At 68.0% G+C, this 17,130-nt stretch carries 15 protein-coding genes; 9 read left to right on the top strand and 6 right to left on the bottom strand.

Going from position 1 to position 17,130, the window contains the following annotated elements:
• Window positions 1–155 precede the first annotated feature (155 nt).
• On the bottom strand, window positions 156–2,009 hold the full coding sequence (gene dsbD, locus I4484_RS13270; protein WP_197447751.1) for a protein-disulfide reductase DsbD: 1,854 nt from the start codon (window positions 2,007–2,009) through the stop codon (window positions 156–158).
• Between the two features lie 229 nt (window positions 2,010–2,238).
• The gene (gene ppa / locus I4484_RS13265) at window positions 2,239–2,769 is read right to left on the bottom strand and encodes an inorganic diphosphatase (protein WP_197447750.1); all 531 of its coding nucleotides are present in this window, start codon (window positions 2,767–2,769) and stop codon (window positions 2,239–2,241) included.
• A 232-nt stretch (window positions 2,770–3,001) separates the two neighbouring features.
• Between ppa and I4484_RS13260 the strand changes: the two genes are divergently transcribed.
• Window positions 3,002–4,732 (top strand): bifunctional protein-serine/threonine kinase/phosphatase, encoded by a 1,731-nt coding sequence (locus tag I4484_RS13260; protein ID WP_197447749.1) that lies wholly within the window; start codon window positions 3,002–3,004, stop codon window positions 4,730–4,732.
• 63 nt (window positions 4,733–4,795) lie between these two features.
• Here the strand turns inward: I4484_RS13260 and I4484_RS13255 are convergent, their stop codons facing one another.
• On the bottom strand, window positions 4,796–6,055 hold the full coding sequence (locus I4484_RS13255; protein ID WP_197447748.1) for a 6-phosphofructokinase: 1,260 nt from the start codon (window positions 6,053–6,055) through the stop codon (window positions 4,796–4,798).
• A 181-nt stretch (window positions 6,056–6,236) separates the two neighbouring features.
• On the opposite strand from I4484_RS13255, the gene mpl reads away from it, so the two are divergent.
• From mpl to I4484_RS13240, 3 genes are all read left to right on the top strand, one after another.
• Complete coding sequence (gene mpl / locus I4484_RS13250) at window positions 6,237–7,616, top strand: UDP-N-acetylmuramate:L-alanyl-gamma-D-glutamyl-meso-diaminopimelate ligase (protein WP_197447747.1); 1,380 nt, start codon at window positions 6,237–6,239, stop codon at window positions 7,614–7,616.
• Window positions 7,609–8,250: a flavin prenyltransferase UbiX gene (locus I4484_RS13245; RefSeq protein WP_197447746.1), complete on the top strand. Its 642-nt coding sequence runs from the start codon at window positions 7,609–7,611 to the stop codon at window positions 8,248–8,250. The genes mpl and I4484_RS13245 overlap by 8 nt, the downstream gene beginning before the upstream one ends.
• Before the next feature lie 71 nt (window positions 8,251–8,321).
• Complete coding sequence (locus I4484_RS13240; protein WP_197447745.1) at window positions 8,322–8,945, top strand: LysE family translocator; 624 nt, start codon at window positions 8,322–8,324, stop codon at window positions 8,943–8,945.
• Between the two features lie 22 nt (window positions 8,946–8,967).
• On the opposite strand, the gene I4484_RS13235 is transcribed toward I4484_RS13240, so the two are convergent.
• The 3 genes from I4484_RS13235 to I4484_RS13225 are packed head-to-tail and all read right to left on the bottom strand — an operon-like array spanning window position 8,968 to window position 12,197.
• On the bottom strand, window positions 8,968–10,365 hold the full coding sequence (locus I4484_RS13235) for a bifunctional DedA family/phosphatase PAP2 family protein (protein ID WP_197447744.1): 1,398 nt from the start codon (window positions 10,363–10,365) through the stop codon (window positions 8,968–8,970).
• A 37-nt stretch (window positions 10,366–10,402) separates the two neighbouring features.
• Window positions 10,403–11,335, bottom strand: coding sequence for a diguanylate cyclase (locus I4484_RS13230; protein WP_234283458.1), 933 nt, complete (start codon window positions 11,333–11,335; stop codon window positions 10,403–10,405).
• On the bottom strand, window positions 11,328–12,197 hold the full coding sequence (locus I4484_RS13225) for a hypothetical protein (RefSeq protein WP_197447743.1): 870 nt from the start codon (window positions 12,195–12,197) through the stop codon (window positions 11,328–11,330). The genes I4484_RS13230 and I4484_RS13225 overlap by 8 nt, the downstream gene beginning before the upstream one ends.
• Before the next feature lie 90 nt (window positions 12,198–12,287).
• Between I4484_RS13225 and I4484_RS13220 the strand changes: the two genes are divergently transcribed.
• From I4484_RS13220 to mrdA, 5 genes are all read left to right on the top strand, one after another.
• Entirely contained in the window at window positions 12,288–13,589 is a 1,302-nt protein-coding gene (locus tag I4484_RS13220) for a glutamate-5-semialdehyde dehydrogenase (RefSeq protein ID WP_197447742.1), read from the top strand.
• Window positions 13,590–13,657: 68 nt separating this feature from the next.
• Entirely contained in the window at window positions 13,658–14,287 is a 630-nt protein-coding gene (gene nadD / locus I4484_RS13215) for a nicotinate-nucleotide adenylyltransferase (RefSeq protein ID WP_197451040.1), read from the top strand.
• A gap of 66 nt (window positions 14,288–14,353) precedes the next feature.
• Window positions 14,354–14,716: a ribosome silencing factor gene (gene rsfS, locus I4484_RS13210; RefSeq protein WP_197447741.1), complete on the top strand. Its 363-nt coding sequence runs from the start codon at window positions 14,354–14,356 to the stop codon at window positions 14,714–14,716.
• Window positions 14,713–15,180: a 23S rRNA (pseudouridine(1915)-N(3))-methyltransferase RlmH gene (rlmH, locus tag I4484_RS13205; protein WP_197447740.1), complete on the top strand. Its 468-nt coding sequence runs from the start codon at window positions 14,713–14,715 to the stop codon at window positions 15,178–15,180. Before rsfS ends, rlmH begins: the two co-directional genes overlap by 4 nt.
• Before the next feature lie 40 nt (window positions 15,181–15,220).
• On the top strand, window positions 15,221–17,128 hold the full coding sequence (mrdA, locus tag I4484_RS13200; protein WP_197447739.1) for a penicillin-binding protein 2: 1,908 nt from the start codon (window positions 15,221–15,223) through the stop codon (window positions 17,126–17,128).
• The last annotated feature ends 2 nt before the right edge of the window (window positions 17,129–17,130 follow it).

Here is a 17,130-nt window from a genome sequence, read left to right as displayed (position 1 = left end):
AGCCAACTTTCGATAGATCGCGGCAAGATGACGAACATTGCCGGCTCTATAGGCCTTGATAAGCGTCGTTGGCGGAGTGTGCCTAAAATCGCGAGGGATGTCCAGCCGGTCGGGAACGCTGTTCGATACGGTAGTAGCCTGGGCCGGCGGTGGTATCAGCTGCGCTGTCGCTCGAACCAGTCGAGTATCCCGTTGAGGTGGCTGGCGAGCTCGCCGGCCCTGACTTCACCCTGGATGCGGGCTTCGCGGATCTCCTCTTCCCCGCTGAAGAATAGCAGGCTCGGTGGGCCGAACAGGCCGAAGTGATCGAGCAGTGTGCGGGTGGTGTCGTCGGTGCGGGTCACGTCGACGTTGATGCGGGCGAATTGCGAGAGCGGCTCGGCGACCTGGGGGTCGGGATAGACCTGGCGCTCCATCTGCTTGCAGGAGATGCACCAGTCCGCGGTGAAGTGCACGAAGGCGGGCTGGCCCTGGGCTGCGCCCGAGCGAAGTGCGCCGCGCAGGGCCTCGAGGTCTTCCACGGTGGTGACCTGGACGCGCTCGGCGGTGCCGGTTGCGGCATGGAATGGCGCCAGTGGGCGCAGCGGGTCGCCGCCGCCCATGGCGGCACCGAATACCAGGGCGATGCCCCAGGCCAGCAGTATCAGGCCGGCGGCTTGGCGCACCCGCGGCCAACCCTGGGCCAGGTTGAACGAGAGCGCGCCCAGCGCCAGGGCGCTGCCGATCGCCAGCGCCGCCCACAGCAGCAGGCCCGCGGCGGAAGGCAGCAGGCGCTCGACCAGCCATACCGCGACGCCGAGCAGCAGGATGCCGAAGGCGATCTTGACGCCGTTCATCCAGGCACCGCTGCGCGGCAGCGCGGTGGCACCGAAGGTGCCGACCAGCAGCAGCGGTACGCCCATGCCCAGGCTCAGTGCCAGCAGGGCGGCACCTCCCATCAGTGCGTCGCCGGTAGAGGAGATGAACACCAGGGCGCCGGCCAGGGGCGCTGACACGCAGGGCGAGACCACCAGCACCGACAGCGCGCCGGCGCCGGCGAGGCCTAGCGGCCCGCTGCGCTGGGCGCGTGCCTGCCAGGCGTCGATCCGGCTTGCCAGGCGGGGCGTCAGGCGCAGGTCGAAGGCACCGAACATGGCCAGCGCGAAGACGACAAAGAGCAGCGCGAAGACGATCAGCACGGGGGCGGATTGCAGGTGCGCCTGCAGGTTGAGTCCCGCGCCGAACAGCCCCATCAGCACGCCGACCACGGCATAGGTGAGCGACATGCCGCCGACGTAGCTGGCGGAGAGCGCGAAGGCGCGCGGGCGGCTGGGATACTGGCCGACGATGATCGAGGAGAGAATCGGTACCATCGGCAGCACGCAGGGGGTAAAGGTCAAGCCCAGCCCGGCAAGGAAGAACAGCCCCAGCGCCAGCGGCAGACTGGCCTCGTCGATCAAGCGACTGAAGCGGCCATCCTCGCTCTGCAGGGCGGGAGGTGATGCGCCAGCCGTGTCTTCGCTGATCCCGTCGTCCTCGCCGTCGGCCTCGCGCCAGCCGACGAAGGCGGCCGGCATGGCGCTGGCGGGGGCCTGCAGCTCGACCCGTTCGGGGGGGTAGCAGAGCCCGGCATCGGCGCAGCCCTGGAAGCTGACCGTGACGTCCAGCGGGCCCTCGGCGCCTTGCGGGAGCGGGGCCTCGAAGACCACGCGATCGTAGAAGACGTAGACATCGCCGAGGAATTCGTCGCTCTTGAACTCGCCCTCGGGAAGGGTCGGCTCGCCGATCTCCACCGCCTCGTCGCGGCTCTCGACGCCCAGCCGGTGTCGGTAGAGATAGTAGCCCTCGGCGTTCTCGAAGCCGATGAACAGCGTCTCGCCATCGTGCCAGGCGCTGGGTTGGAAGGCCTCCCGCACCGGCAGGAAGTCACCCTGGCCGTTGCCGGAGGAGAACCACTGGGCCTGGGCGACCAGCGGCAGCCACAGCAGCAGGCAGCAGAGCAGGCGTATGACGAGGTGGCGACGGGTCAACGCAGTAGTCCTTGTGGCAAGCGGAGGCTGTCGGCAGCGGCACGCCTCGGAGGCGGCGGCCCCCTGGTTGACTCGCGAGCGAGCGTCGAGTTCCCCGGGCCAAGGTGCCGAACGGTTCTAGAATACCTCAGTCGGCGGCGGCGTTAGAACCTTACGCCTGCGCTGTGATGTCGCACGAAAGCGAGCGGGCCGCCCCATGGGGCGGCCCGCTCGGAAGAGGCGGTTCTGCTCAGGCCTTGTCGTAGGCGGCGACGGCCTTCTCGATTGCCTTGTGGGCGGCATCGGCGCCTTCCCAGGACTCCACCTTCACCCACTTGCCCTTTTCGAGATCCTTGTAGTTCTCGAAGAAGTGCGCGATTTGCTGGCGCAGCAGTTCGGGCAGGTCGGTGACCTCCTGCACGTCGTCGTAGAGCGTGGTCAGCTTGGCGTGGGGCACGCACACCAGCTTGGCGTCTTCGCCGGCCTCGTCGGTCATGTTGAGGATGCCCACCGGGCGCGCGCGGATGATGCTGCCGGCCTGGACCGGGTAGGGCGTGACCACCAGGGCGTCGAGGGGGTCGCCGTCGTCGGCCAGGGTGTGGGGAATGAAGCCGTAGTTGGCCGGATAGAACATCGGGGTGGCCATGAAGCGGTCAACCAGAAGAGCGCCCATCTCCTTGTCGATCTCGTACTTGATCGGAGCGTGGTTGGCAGGAATCTCGATGGCGACGTAGACGTCGTTGGGTAGGTCCTTGCCGGCAGGGATGTGGTCGAAGTTCATCGTCGCTTCCTTCGTTGGGCGAAAAGTGAAGACATCGCAAAATGCGCCGAATTATACGGACCAGACCCGAGGATTACCAATGCGACATAGGTGAGGGTGGGGGTCTGGCCGGCTTGGGCTTTGGTTGACAGGTTGCGTTTCTCGCAACCGTGTATGATGGCCCTCGTCAGGCGGTTCGGCCAGCGATGCGGAGCGAATGGTGATCAGTGGCGATATCTTGAAGGAGCGTGTCTTGCCATCCAATCGACTGTCTCTCAGCGTCGGGCAGGCCTTCGTGGCGCCGGACCAGCGGAACCACCGCAGCTCGATGTCGGTTCGGATTCCCGATGAGGTGGGGCAGTTCGCCGCCAAGGGCGCCTGCGCGGTGATCAGCGACACCAGCTTGCGCAATGCCATCGCCAAGCAGGCCGGCGACCTCAGCGTGAGGGGGTTTCTGGCCGATTACTTTTCCACGCCGGATCACTGGGACGTGAAAACCTCGGCGACTCGCGTGCTGCGGGCGCTCAACGGCTGGTGCTACAGCCAGAGCACCTTCGTCGAAGGCGGCAGCTACGTCGCCTCCCTTTCGGCCATGATCTACCGCGGGCGTGACGCTTACCTGTTCCACATGGGCGATACCCTGGTCTTCCGCCTGCGTGGCGCCGAGTTCGAGCAGCTCTCGCGTGACCACATCACCGACCTGGGGGGGTATCGCTATCCCTCGCGAGCCCTGGGGCTCGATGGCAGCATCGACATCGACTACATGCAGCTGCCGCTCAAGCAGGGCGACATCTTCCTGTTCACCACCCAGGCGGTGCGCGGCACCCTGATGCCGTCCGACTACGTCGGGCTGATTCGTCAGGATGCCAGCGACCTCGACGCGGCCTGCGAGCGCCTGGCCGCGGCGGCACGGGAGCGGGCCCAGGAGCGAGGCTACGGCGCCGATCAGTTCTGCTTCCAGCTAGTGCGCATCGACCAGCTGCCCGAGGAGGAGCGCGATCATCCGAGCCGCATCTACGGCGACCTGCCGATCCCGCCCGAGCTCTCCCCGGGTGAGCGAATCGACGGCCTGGAGGTGCAGGAGGTGTTGTCGCGTACCGCCCAGTCGCGCGTCTATCGGGTGCGCGACAGCCGCACCGAGCGCGAGATGGTGATGAAGGCGCCGAGCCCTGAACTGTCCAACCGCAACGCCTATCTCGAGCACTTCCTGCTGCAGCAGTGGGTAGTGGAGCGGGTCAAGTCGCCGTTCGTGGCCCGCGTCATGGAATCCTCGCGTCCGCGCCGCTACCTCTACTACCTGATGGCCTACGTGGAAGGCATGACGTTGACCGAGTGGGCCCAGCGCCACCCCCAGGCCAGCCTGGCCCAGCGCCTCGACATCGCCATGCAGCTGGGCAAGGCGGTGCAGGCGCTGCATCATCGAGAGGTGCTGCACCAGCGCATCCACCCCGACAACATCCTGATCGACATCCACGGCCAGGTGGTCCTGACCGACTTCAGCGCCTGCCACATGCGCGACCTGGACGGCCACCGCCGCTCACGCGAGCTGGCCCGCCAGACCGGGCTGTCCGAACACAGTGCGCCGGAGTATGCGCTGGACGACAGCGTCGGCCGGCGCAGCGACCAGTACTCGCTGGCCTCGACCACCTATTGGCTGCTGACCGGGGAGCTGCCCTACGAGCTGAGCCCCGATCGGCTGCGTAGCCATACCGACCTCGAGCAGCTCAGCTACCGCAGCGCCAGGCTGTTCAATCCCGAAATCTCGGCGCAGCTCGACGACACCCTGCGACGAGCGCTGGACCCCCAGCGTTCGCTGCGCTTCCGGCGCATGTCCGAGCTGCTCTACTCACTGCGGCACCAGGAGGGGCGAGGCCGGCCGAGGCGTCGCGATCCGCGCCGGCTGCTGCGCGAGCCGGCCAACTTCTGGCAGGGGGTCGCCGGTATCCTGCTGCTGCTGCTGGTGCTCTCGTGGCTGCTGCGCTGACACGGGCCCGACACGACGAAGCCCCCGCCGGGGCGAGGGCTTCGTCGCGAACTCGACGCTGGATCAGAGCTTGAACTCGGGCAGCTTGCGCTCGACCTTGGCCAGCTTGAGATTGGCCACCTTGGGCAGCCCGTTCTCGTAGGGCGGGTAGTCCTCCCCCTGGATCAGCGGGGCCAGGTAGCGGCGGCAGGCAGCGGTGATGCCGAAGCCATCCTCGCGGATGAAGTCGCGCGGCATGAACTTCTCGCGGTTGGCGACCTCGGCCAGCGGCGCGGACTCGATGCGCCACTCGTAGGGGGTGTCACTGACCCGCTTGATCGCGGGCATCATGGCGTTCTGGCCGGCCACGGCCAGCTCCACCGCCTGCTGGCCCACCGCATAGGCCTGCTCCACATCGGTGCGCGAGGCCAGGTGGCGTGCCGCGCGCTGCAGGTAGTCGGCCACCGCCCAGTGGTACTTGTAGCCGAGGTCCTGCTTGACCATGCCGGCGAGCGTGGGCGCCACGCCGCCCAGCTGGCGGTGGCCGAAGGCGTCGGTGTTGCCCGAGTCGGCGAGGAAGGTGCCGTCCTCGTAGCGGGCGCCTTCGGAGACCACGATCACGCAGTAGCCGTACTTCTTCACGCACTCCTCGACCCGCGCCATCACCTTGCTGCGCTCGAAGGGCACCTCGGGGAAGATCACCAAATGGGGGGGCTCGCCTTCCCCTTCGCCGGCCAGTGCACCGGCGGCGGCGATCCAGCCGGCATGACGCCCCATCACCTCGAGCACGAAGACCTTGGTCGAGGTGGCGCACATGGAGGCGATGTCCAGCGAGGCTTCCAGGGTGGAGGTGGCGATGTACTTGGCCACGCTGCCGAAGCCCGGCGAGTTGTCGGTGATCGGCAGGTCGTTGTCGACGGTCTTGGGCACATGGATGGCGGTCAGCGGATAGCCCATCTTCTCGGAGAGCTGCGAGACCTTGAGGCAGGTGTCGGCGCTGTCGCCGCCGCCATTGTAGAAGAAGTAGCGGATGTCGTGAGCCTTGAAGACCTCGATCAGGCGCTCGTACTGGGCGCGATGACTCTCGATGTCCTTGAGCTTGTAGCGGCAGGAGCCGAAGGCGCCGCCGGGGGTATGCCGCAGGGCGGCGATCGCCTCGTCCGACTCCTGGCTGACGTCGATCAGGTCCTCGGTCAGGGCGCCGATGATGCCGTTGTGTCCGGCATAGACCTTGCCGATACGGTCGGCATGTTGGCGGCAGGCTTCGATCACGCCGCAGGCGCTGGCATTGATCACGGCGGTGACACCGCCGGACTGGGCATAGAAGGCGTTATGCTGGGCCATGGGGCTTATGGGCTCCTGGGAAATGTCCATTTTCATGCGTCACGACGAGGCGTGACATTTTAGACGAAAGGCGGCGAACCTGCACGCCGCTGGAGGGGCGCCGCCAGGCCGTGCTAGTCTGCCGGTTCCTTTTCGGCGGGCAGCGCCCGCCAGCTCTACCAGGTGAACAAGGTCGGATTGCATGCACCTCCATATTCTCGGTATCTGCGGCACCTTCATGGGGAGCCTGGCCCTGCTGGCGCGCGACCTGGGGCATACCGTCACCGGTTCGGACTCGGGCGTCTATCCGCCGATGAGTACCCAGCTCGAAGAGGCCGGCATCGGCCTGTATGAAGGCTACGCCGAGGCTAATCTGACGCCGCCCCCCGACCTGGTGGTGGTCGGCAATGCCATGACCCGTGGCAATCCCGAGGTCGAGGCGTTGCTCGACCTGGGCCTGCCCTATACCTCCGGCCCCCAGTGGCTGGCCGAGCACGTGCTGCCGGGACGCCGGGTCATCGCCGTGGCCGGCACCCACGGCAAGACCACCACCGCGAGCCTGGCCGCCTGGCTGCTGGAGTCGGCCGGGTTCGAGCCGGGCTTTCTGATCGGCGGCGTACCGCGCAACTTCGGCGTATCGGCAAGGCTCGGTGGCGCGGGTGCACCCTTCGTGGTCGAGGCCGACGAGTACGACACCGCGTTCTTCGACAAGCGTTCGAAGTTCGTGCACTACCGCCCCGAGATCGCCGTGCTCGGCAATCTCGAGTTCGATCACGCCGATATCTTTGCTGACCTGGCCACCATCGAACGTCAGTTCCACCATCTGGTGCGTACCGTTCCGCGACGCGGCCGGCTGCTGGTGGCCGATGGCGAACCGGCGCTGGACCGAGTGCTGGACATGGGCTGCTGGACGCCGGTGGAGCGCTTCGGCAGCGCGGCGGAGAGCGCCTGGCGGCTGGTGCTGGAGCGCGACGACGCCTCGCGCTTCCGGGTGGTACACCAGCAGGGCGAGGTGAACGAGGACGCCGTGGTCGACTGGGCGCTGACCGGTAGCCACAACGCGCGCAACGCCCTGGCGGCCCTGGCCGCGGCGCATGCCTGCGGCGTCGACCTGGCGCGGGGGTGTGCGGCGCTGTCGCGCTTCGAGACGCCACGCCGGCGCCAGGAGGTGCGCGGCGAGGTGGCCGGCATCCAGGTCATCGACGACTTTGCCCACCACCCCACCGCCTTCGCGGCCACCCTCGAGGGGCTGCGTGCCGCCACGCCGCGCGGTCGCCTGCTGGCGGTGATCGAGCCGCGCTCCAACACCATGCGCCTGGGGACCATGCGCGACCGCCTGACAGCGAGCGTCGCCGCCGCCGACCTGGCGTTCTGGTACCAGCCGCCGGGCCTCGACTGGTCGCTGGCCCCGGTGGTTGAAGCCAGCCCCGTGCCGGCACGGCTCGAGGAGGACATCGACGCGCTGGTCTCGGCGCTGGTGGCCGAGGCGCGCCCGCTCGACCGCATCGTGGTGATGTCCAACGGCGCCTTCGGCGGTATCCACGAGAAGCTGCTGGCGGCGCTCGAGGTGGCGCATGGCTGAGGCAGGTTCCGGGCCGAGGGATAAGTCGGGCTTCCAGCCCCCCGTGACGGTGGCGATCACCGGCGCCTCCGGAGCCCAGTACGGCCTGCGCCTGATCGAGGCGCTGGTGGCTGCGGGGCACGAAGTGTGGGTGATGATCTCCAAGGCCGCGCATCTGGTGATCGAGACCGAGACCGATGCCGACCTGCCGGCACGACCCGAGCGGCTGGCCCGGGCGCTGATCGAGCGCAGCGGGGCCGCCCCCGGCCAGATTCGCTGCTTCGGTCGCGAGGAGTGGATGGCGCCGGTGGCCTCGGGCTCCGGTGCGCCGTCGGCCATGGTGATCTGCCCTTGCTCCACCGGCACGCTGTCGGCAGTGGCCACCGGTGCGAGCAACAACCTGATCGAGCGCGCCGCCGACGTGGCGCTCAAGGAGCGCCGCCGGCTGATCCTGGTGCCGCGCGAGACCCCGCTGTCGGCCATTCATCTCGAGCACATGCTGAACCTGACCCGCATGGGGGCGGTCATCCTGCCCGCCGCGCCCGGTTTCTACCACCAGCCCGAGAGGGTGGAGGATCTCGTCGACTTCATCGTGGCCCGCATCCTCAATCAGCTCGGCATCGAGCACCGGCTCCTGCCGCGCTGGGGCGAATGAACTTCGCCGTCGTGTCATCGCCACGTCACGAGCGGACGTCACGCTAGGAGTACGGGAAACAGGCCTGCGCCATGATCAAGCTATCGTTGCTGTCGGTCTTCGTGCCGACCTTTCTTTTCGTCTCGCTGACGCCTGGCATGTGCATGACCCTGTCGATGGTGCTGGGCATGACCCAGGGGGTGAAGCGCACGCTATGGATGATGGCCGGCGAGCTCATCGGCGTGGGGCTGGTGGCTGCCGCCGCCGGTGCCGGCGTGGCCACGCTGATGCTGCGCCAGCCGGAGCTGTTCGCGCTGTTCAAGTGGGTCGGCGGCGCCTACCTCGGCTACCTGGGGGTGATGATGTGGCGCTCCCGGGGTCGCATGGCGATTCCCCTCGAGAACGTCGAGCTGGCGCCGGCCACGCGTGGTCAGCTGGCGCTGCAGGGCTTCGTCACGGCGGTGGCCAACCCCAAGGGCTGGGCCTTCTTCGTCGCCCTGCTGCCCCCCTTCCTCGATGCGTCGCGTCCGCTGGGCGGACAGCTGGCGGCGCTGATCGGTGTGATTCTCACCATCGAGTTCCTGAGCCTGTTGCTGTATGCCGCCGGCGGGCGCGGTCTGCGGCGCGTGCTCGGCGAGAGTGGCAACGTCCGGCTGCTCAACCGCATCGCCGGCACGCTGATGGTGGGCGTGGGGGGCTGGCTGGCCTTCGGCTGAACCCCGACCGTCGCGGCGTTCGTCACACGGCCGGCAGCAGCGCCACCCGGGCGCCGAGCAGCACCAGCGAGGCGACCGTCAGCCAGGGCCAGGGGCAGGGGCTCAGCGGGGCATGGGGGCGGCGTTGCCAGGCCAGGCGCACCAGCGCGCAGACCACCAGTCCCAGCAGACCGCCGCCGATCAGATCGGAGAGCCAGTGAACGCCGATCACCAGGCGTGACAGCGCCATGGGCAGGGTCAGGGCAATGGCGAGCCAGTAGATCCAGAAGCGCCGCTGCGGGGGCAGCTCCTGGGCGATGAAGGCGGCGGCCAGGCCGTAGAGTACCACGGCGGAGGAGGCGTGGGCGCTGGGGTAGGACAGCGAGCCTAGCAGGTAGTCCGGCGTTTCCGGCCGTGGCCGGCCGATCAGCGCCTTGCCCAGTATGTTGAGCACGGCAATGCCGCCGAGCCCGGCGGCAACATGGGCGAGGGCGGCCAGGTGGCGGCGGGCCAGCAGCCAGGCGCCCCAGGGCAGCACCAGAGCCAGGATTCCAGCGATGTCGCCGACGCGCGCCAGCAGCTCGCCCGCCTCGGGCAGCAGCGGCACCACCAGGGCGTCGAAGAAACTGTTCACCTGAAGGTCGATGGGAAAGGGGCCGTCCTGGCGGATCACGGCGATGGTCAGGCCGGAAAGCCCGCCGAGCGAGAAGATCAGCAGCAGCCAGCTGGCCAGGGGCATCTCGCCGTGCCAACTTCCCTTCAACCAGGTCCGGCGCAGCAGCGGGTGGCGCCTAGCGCCGCTTGCCAGCACCCGGTAGACGCGGCCCGGGCGGCTCACCTGCTGGCGCAGCCACGAGAAAGCTACCGCCAGCACCACGAGCATCACGGCCAGCGTGATCAGCAGCGCCTCGAGCCCCGCCGGAATTGTCAGCAGTTGCTGCCAGGTCTGCCCCAGCAGGTATCCCGGCAGCACATAGGTGGGCGCCCACAGCGCCGCCGAGACCAGGTTGGCCCACAGGAAAGTGCGCGGCGGCATGTGCAACATGCCGGCAATCAACGGGATGACGGGGCGAACCGGGCCGACGAAGCGACCGAAGAACACCGACAGGCTGCCATAGTGCTGAAAGAAACGTGCGCCTCGCGCCAGCCACTCCGGATGACGCGACAGTGGCCACAGCCGGGTGACCCGCTCGCGCTGGGTATAGCCCAGGGTGAAGCTGAGCCCGTCGCCGAGTATGGCACCGCAAAACGCGGCCAGCAGCAGCGAGGTCACGGCCATGTCCTGATGGCCGGCCAGCGAGGCCGCCGCGGTCATCAGGACCACCCCGGGCAGCAGCAGGCCGATCAGAGCCAGCGATTCGATCATGGCGATGGCGCCCACGGTGAACAGCAGCAGCTGGGGGGAGGGGGCGAGTTGCAGCAGGGCTTCGGTCAGGCTCAAGCATCGACTCCTTGGTTACCGGCTTGCGTGAATCCCTTCAGTTATTGCTGAGATGGCGGGTCAAGGTCAGCAGCCGCTGTTCGAAGCGCGGCCAGCTTTCCCCTGGGAGGCGCTGGCAGTGGGCGATTTTCACCTGCAGCGGTCCGGTGTCCACCAGCACCGTGGTTTCCAGTGCCTGTCCGATGCGCTGCTGTACCATCTGGACCCCGCTCTGGCTGGTGTCCGGCAGTACCAGCCAGAATGTGGAGGCGCTCTGCCGGCCGAGGAAGTCATGGCGGCGCGAGAAGCGATTGACAGCCAGGCAGAGCGCATCGAGCAGGGCCTGGCGCGCCCGGTTGCCGAACTGCTCGCTGGCCATTTCCAGCTGGGGCAGGTGGAGTGCCAGCACGGCAAAGGGCTGGCCGAGGAACTGGGTGCGCTTGTACTCGCTGGCGAGCAGTTCGTGCATGGCCTCGCGAGCCAGGGCATTGCAGTGCGGGTCGCGTGGATTGGTGGCGTCCAGCAGCGCCTGCTGGCGGCGCTGCTCCCAGGGAACCAGTGCCACCACCAGTGCCATGGCGACATAGCTCAGCGCCAGGTGAACGTCCAGCTGCGTATCGCTGAGCAGGAGCCAGACAGGGGCCAGCAGGAGGTTGAGCAGCATGGCAGAGGCGAGAGGCAGCAACAGCACCGTGAGCAGCGGGGCGAAGCCGAGCCACATGATACCCGCCTCGTCCAGCCATGGCAGCTCCAGGGCCAGCATCAGGTAGCCGACGATCAGCGCCAGGTAGGCGGACAACCTCGCCTGGCTGGCGCTGGCGACGCACATCAGGCAGGCCACCAGCATGACCAGGGCGAGAGAGGCCGGCAGCAGGATGCGACTGTAGTCGCCCATCAGGTAGCGCCAGATCGCATAGCCGCCCAGCAACAGGGTGGCAATGGCGTACGCAATGACGATTCGGCCCATATGGGGGCGGTTGGCCTCAGCCATGGACGCGCTCCGTCTCGACCTGGAGTTCCTCGCGCTGGCGCTCGAAGCGCTGTACCGCTTCCTCGAGCGTGCCCAGGCCGCTCAGCGAGGCGAAGCGGACCTTGGCATTGGGGCGCAGCCCCTTGAGCAGTGTATGGCGTCGTTCGCTGGCCTGCTTGTCATCCCGGCTCAGCAGCAGGGTGGCCAGGGTGCGGTGGTCGAGACGATAGCAGTTCTCGAACTCATGGGTCAGGCGGCACAGGTCCTGGGCCATCGGCCACAGCTGATGCCGTGAGGTACGCAGCAGCATCAGCTCGGCGTGTACCCCCTCACGCCGGCAGCGCGCGCGCTCCCGGCGCAGGTCGGTGGCAAGCTGCTGGCCGCTCCACAGGGGCAGGCCTGGTACCAGGCGCATGCGCTGGCGTGCGGCAGCGCGGGTCGGGAACCAGTAGCGGTTGCGAGCCAGGCCCAGCAGCATCAGCGGCAGCAGCACCAGGCCGGAGAACAGCGTCTGCTCGATGCCCAGCAGGTCCGCCAGCAGCCACCAGGTCAGTGCCGCCAGAAGGCAAGTGAGGGCCAGCACCCAGCCAGGCTGCGGCAGCATCAGCAGGGCGGGCCAGACCCACAGCCACAGGGCGTGACGCGCTGGGTCGGCGACGAGCAGCCCGGCCAGCAACAGGCTGGGCAGCAACTGCCAGGGTATGGTGGCGGGGCGGCGATGGCTCAGTTCGAGCAGGCTGGCCGTGACCATCAGCCAGATGCTGGCCAAGACCAGCAGCAAGGCGCTGGACAGCTGTTCCGACAGGTACGCCAGCAGGATCAGCAGCAGCGCTGCAGCCCATAGGTTCAGGCGCATCAGCCCGACTTTGTACTTGCTCTGCATGGTGCCTTACTATGGAGTTCGTCGTATTGTCGCGCCAGTATAACGTCCGCAGCGCCGTGTGGCGCTCTGCCCAGGAGAACTTCGTCCAGCATGCCCGCTCACGCCTCCCAACCCGAACGCACCGAAGCCGCGGTGGTCGATGTCGTCGCCTACATGACCCGCCTCGGCGAGGCGGCGCGCAGCGCTGCCAGCCAGATGCGCCGCGCCATCACCGGCGACAAGAACCGAGCCCTGCTGGCGATGGCCGAGCAGCTCCAGCGTCGCCGCAGCGAGATCCTGGCCGCCAACGCCGCGGACCTCGCGCGCGGCCGAGCCAACGGCCTGGAGCCGGCGTTGCTCGACCGCCTGGCGCTGGATGATGCGCGGCTCGATGCCATGGTGGAGGGCCTGGAGCAGGTGGCGGCGCTGCCCGACCCCGTCGGCGAGATCGACGGGCTGCGCTTTCGCCCCAGCGGCATCCAGGTGGGCCAGATGCGCGTACCGCTCGGCGTGATCGGCATCATCTACGAATCGCGCCCCAATGTGACCCTGGAGGCCGCCAGCCTGTGCCTCAAGTCGGGCAACGCCAGTATTCTGCGCGGCGGCTCCGAGGCGCGCGACTCCAACGCGGCGATTGCCGCCTGCATCGGCGAGGGGCTGCGCGAGGCCGGGCTGCCGGAGGGGGCCGTGCAGGTCGTGGCGACCACCGACCGGGCCGCGGTGGGGCAAATGATCGCCATGCCCCAGTACGTCGACGTGATCATACCGCGCGGTGGCAAGTCCTTGATCGAGCGCATCTCGCGCGAGGCGCGGGTGCCGGTGATCAAGCACCTGGACGGCGTATGCCACGTCTATATCGATGCCTCGGCGGACCCCGCGAAGGCGCTGGCGATCGCCATCAACGCCAAGACGCATCGCTACGGCACCTGTAACACCATGGAGACGCTGCTCATCGACGCCCCCATGGCGGAGGAACTGCTGCCGCAACTGGCCGCGGCGTATGCCGAGCATGGCGTCGAACTGCGCGGCTGCGAGCGGAGTCGCGCCATTCTCGCCGGCATTGCCGCCGCGACCGAAGCGGACTGGTACGCCGAGTACCTGGCCCCGGTGCTGGCAATACGCGTGGTCGACGGCATCGATGCCGCCATCGATCACATCGAGCGCTACGGTTCGCACCACACCGACGCCATCGTCACCGAGGACTACGGTTTGGCGCGCCGCTTCATGGCCGAAGTCGATTCCAGTTCGGTGATGGTCAACGCCTCGACCCGCTTCGCCGACGGTTTCGAATACGGCCTGGGGGCGGAGATCGGTATTTCCACCGACAAGCTGCACGCCCGGGGGCCGGTGGGGCTCGAGGGGCTGACCACCCGCAAGTACGTGGTACTGGGCGATGGACAGGTCCGCCGGTGACCGCACACCAGACCAGTACGCAGCCGGCCCGGCACGCCGCGCTGCCACTGGAGCCGCCGCGGGTGGCCATGCTGGGCGGCACCTTCGACCCCGTCCACCTGGGACACCTGCGCAGCGCCGTGGAGCTGCTCGAGGCCCTGGGGCTGGATCGGGTCCACATGGTGCCGGCCAAGATACCGCCCCTGCGCGGTGCACCCCAGGTCACCCCCGAGGAGCGCCTGGCGCTGCTGCGGCTGGGCATCGGCGAGACGCCAGGGCTGGTCGCCGATCCGCGTGAACTCGAGCGCGACGGGCCCTCGTACAGTGCCGATACCCTGGCCAGTCTGCGCGGCGAGTACGGCAACCAGGCAAGGCTCGTCATGGCCCTGGGGCATGACGCCTTCCTGCGCCTGGCCGACTGGCAGTCGCCTCGGCGTCTTTTCGAACTGGCCCACCTGGTAGTGATCGATCGCCCCGGCCACGACGCCCCGCTGCCGTCAGCCCTGGCTGAACTGATCAGAGGGCGTGAAGTCGCGAGTGCCGAGGCGTTGATGCGGCGCCCCGCGGGCCACCTGCTGCGGCTTGCGCTACCGACGCGCATGGCGATTTCGGCGACCGAGATTCGCCGGCGGCTCGCATCGGAACGGAGTGTGCGCTACCTGCTGCCCGAAGCCGTCGAGGCGAGAATCCTCGCCAACTTGCTTTATCGGCGTCGCTGAGCGCTGCCAGCGGCAGCCCAAGACGATACAATGACGGTGACCAAGACTTCCCGTTGACGAGGGGCTATGCAGAACGATTCGCTCAAGACTCTGGTGGTAGAGGCGTTGGACGACCTCAAGGCCAAGGACGTGGTGCAACTGGACGTGTCCCGGCTGACCAGCGTGACCGACCTGATGATCGTGGCCAGCGGCACTTCCACGCGTCACGTCGCCGCGCTTGCCGATCACGTGGTTCAGCAGGCCAAGGCCGGCGGTATCCAGCCACTGGGTGTGGAGGGGCAGGCCGGGTCCGACTGGGTCCTGGTGGACCTGGGCGATCTGGTCGTCCACGTCATGCTCCCCGAGACCCGCCAGCTGTACGACCTGGAACGGCTGTGGGCCGATCTGCCGAGCGACTCGGAGCCGCAGCAGGAACACGGTGGCGTATGAGAATCCGCCTGCTGGCGGTCGGCACGCGCATGCCGGGCTGGGTCAACGACGGCGTCGAAGAGTACCGCAAGCGTCTGCCGCGCGATTTTGCCCTGGAAATCGAGGAGATCGTTCCCGGTCAGCGCGGCAAGAACGCCGACACGGCCAGGGCCGTGGCGGCCGAGGCGAAGCGGATTCGCGAGCGGCTGCGCGGCGATGAATTCACGGTCGCGCTCGAGGTCGCGGGGAAGCCCTGGAGCACCGAGCGCCTGGCCCGGGAGGCCGAGACCTGGCGCCTCGAGGGACGCGACGTGGTGCTGCTGGTGGGCGGGCCCGACGGGCTGGCCCCGGAGCTCTCCGCCTCTGCCGACCGGCGCTGGTCGCTCTCTCCACTGACCCTGCCGCATCCGCTGGTCAGGGTGATCCTGGCAGAGCAGCTCTACCGCGCCTGGACCCTGCTGGTCGGGCACCCCTATCACCGCTGAACGGCGGCTTCACGAACTTTGAGTCGAGACCATTTTCGGCATGCGCGACCGCCGCGAGACGTTGAAGAATCCCGAGCAGGAGCTGCGCATCTTTCGCGTGCGGGCATTTCTTGCCGTATTGACCATCCTGCTGTTGATCGGATTGCTGGCGGGGCGGCTGGTGTATCTCCAGGTCGTCCAGCACGAAGTCTACAGTACCCGCTCCGAGAAGAACCGCGTGCGAGTGGAGCCGCTGCCGCCCACTCGCGGGTTGATCTACGATCGTAACGGCATGCTGCTGGCCGAGAACCGCCCCACCTACAACCTGACACTCACGCGCGAGCGGGTCGACGATCTCGATGCCACCCTGGACCGGCTCGAGGAGCTGCTGGAGCTGACGCCGCCGGAGGCCGAGGGCTTTCGGCTGCGCGCGCGTCAGCCTCAGCGGCCGTTCCAGCCGGCGCTGCTGATGAGCGATCTCGACGAGGCGCAGATCGCCCGGCTGGCCGTCAACCGGCATCGGCTTCCCGGGGTCGAGGTCGAGGCGCAGCTGCTGCGCTACTACCCCGATGCCCATGTCATGGCCCATGCTCTCGGCTATGTCGGGCGCATCAACGCCGATGAGCTCAAGGAGCTCGATTCCGGGCGCTATGCCGGTACCCACTTCATCGGCAAGACCGGGGTGGAGCGCTTCTACGAAGACGTGCTGCATGGCCAGGCCGGCCTGCGCCAAGTGGAAACCAACGCCCGCGGGCGGGTGCTGCGCGAGCTGGGGCGCACCGACCCCGTGCCCGGTCAGAACCTGACCCTGACGCTCGACAAAGAGCTGCAGCTGCTGGCCTACGAGCTGCTCGATGGCCGCCGCGGCTCGATCGTCGCCGTGGCGCCCCAAACCGGCGAGATACTGGCCATGGTCTCGACGCCGGGATTCGACAGCAACCAGTTCGTCACCGGGATCGACTTCGACTCCTACCGCGCGCTGCAGGAGGACATCGACCTGCCGCTGTTCAACCGCGCCATCCGCGGCCAGTATCCACCGGGCTCCACCATCAAGCCGTTCCTGGCGTTGGCCGGGCTGGCCGAAGGCGTGATCACGCCCGAGAAGACGATCAACGACCCGGGCTTCTACCAACTGCCCAACGACAGTCGTCGCTACCGCAACTGGCTGCGCTGGGGGCATGGGCGGGTCGACATGGAGCGCGCCATCGCCGTCTCCAACAACACCTACTACTATTCTCTGGCGCATGACATGGGCATCGACCGCCTGCACGAGCAGATGAGTGCCTTCGGCTTCGGCCAGCGCGTCGGCCATGACGTCTTCGGTGAGAGTGCGGCCCTGATGCCTTCGCGGGACTGGAAGCGGGCCCGCTTCAACCAGCCCTGGTACCCCGGCGAGACGCTCTCGGTCGGCATCGGCCAGGGGTACTGGCAGGTCACGCCGCTGCAGCTGGCCACGGCCACCGCCGTACTCGCCAATCGCGGCCAGTGGGTCAAGCCGCGCCTGGCCCGGCGAATCGGCGAGGAGGACGTGCCGATCCAGCTGCCGGATACCCCCGCCGACATCGTCATCCAGAACGACGCCTGGTGGGACCGCATCTTCTCCGGCATGGAGAAGGTCCTCACGGGGCACGAGGGCACGGCCAGGCGTACCGGGGTGGATCTCGAGTATCGCATGGGCGGCAAGTCCGGCACCGCCCAGGTCTTCTCGCTGGGGCAAGACCAGCGCTACAACGCCGAGGAGCTGGCCGAACGGCTGCGCGACCATGCGCTGTTCATGGCCTTCGCTCCACTGGAGGAGCCCCAGATCGCCGTGGCCGTGATCGTGGAGAATGCCGGGGGGGGCAGTACCCATGCCGCGCACCTGGCACGCGCCATCACCGACGCCTGGCTGCTGGAGGAGGAGGCTCCCGATGTCGAGGAGGTGCGCGAGGTGATGGAGAATGATACCGGCAGCGTGGCGGGGAACTGAGC

Origin of the sequence: Halomonas sp. SS10-MC5, from assembly GCF_015992245.1 — a bacterium.
GTDB classification, from domain to species: Bacteria; Pseudomonadota; Gammaproteobacteria; order Pseudomonadales; family Halomonadaceae; genus Halomonas; species Halomonas sulfidoxydans.
Note: the sequence above shows the minus strand (reverse complement) of the source record. Positions and strands in the feature narration are given on the sequence as shown.

Bases quoted from the DNA above. Each gene is read 5' to 3' on its own strand.
- ppa (WP_197447750.1), bottom strand. From the start codon at position 2,769: ATGAACTTCGACCACATCCCTGCCGGCAAGGACCTACCCAACGACGTC.
- I4484_RS13255 (WP_197447748.1), bottom strand. From the start codon at position 6,055: ATGGCCCAGCATAACGCCTTCTATGCCCAGTCCGGCGGTGTCACCGCC.
- mpl (WP_197447747.1), top strand. From the start codon at position 6,237: ATGCACCTCCATATTCTCGGTATCTGCGGCACCTTCATGGGGAGCCTG.
- I4484_RS13245 (WP_197447746.1), top strand. From the start codon at position 7,609: ATGGCTGAGGCAGGTTCCGGGCCGAGGGATAAGTCGGGCTTCCAGCCC.
- I4484_RS13240 (WP_197447745.1), top strand. From the start codon at position 8,322: ATGATCAAGCTATCGTTGCTGTCGGTCTTCGTGCCGACCTTTCTTTTC.
- I4484_RS13230 (WP_234283458.1), bottom strand. From the start codon at position 11,335: ATGGCTGAGGCCAACCGCCCCCATATGGGCCGAATCGTCATTGCGTAC.
- I4484_RS13225 (WP_197447743.1), bottom strand. From the start codon at position 12,197: ATGCAGAGCAAGTACAAAGTCGGGCTGATGCGCCTGAACCTATGGGCT.
- I4484_RS13220 (WP_197447742.1), top strand. From the start codon at position 12,288: ATGCCCGCTCACGCCTCCCAACCCGAACGCACCGAAGCCGCGGTGGTC.
- nadD (WP_197451040.1), top strand. From the start codon at position 13,658: ATGCTGGGCGGCACCTTCGACCCCGTCCACCTGGGACACCTGCGCAGC.
- rsfS (WP_197447741.1), top strand. From the start codon at position 14,354: ATGCAGAACGATTCGCTCAAGACTCTGGTGGTAGAGGCGTTGGACGAC.
- rlmH (WP_197447740.1), top strand. From the start codon at position 14,713: ATGAGAATCCGCCTGCTGGCGGTCGGCACGCGCATGCCGGGCTGGGTC.
- mrdA (WP_197447739.1), top strand. From the start codon at position 15,221: ATGCGCGACCGCCGCGAGACGTTGAAGAATCCCGAGCAGGAGCTGCGC.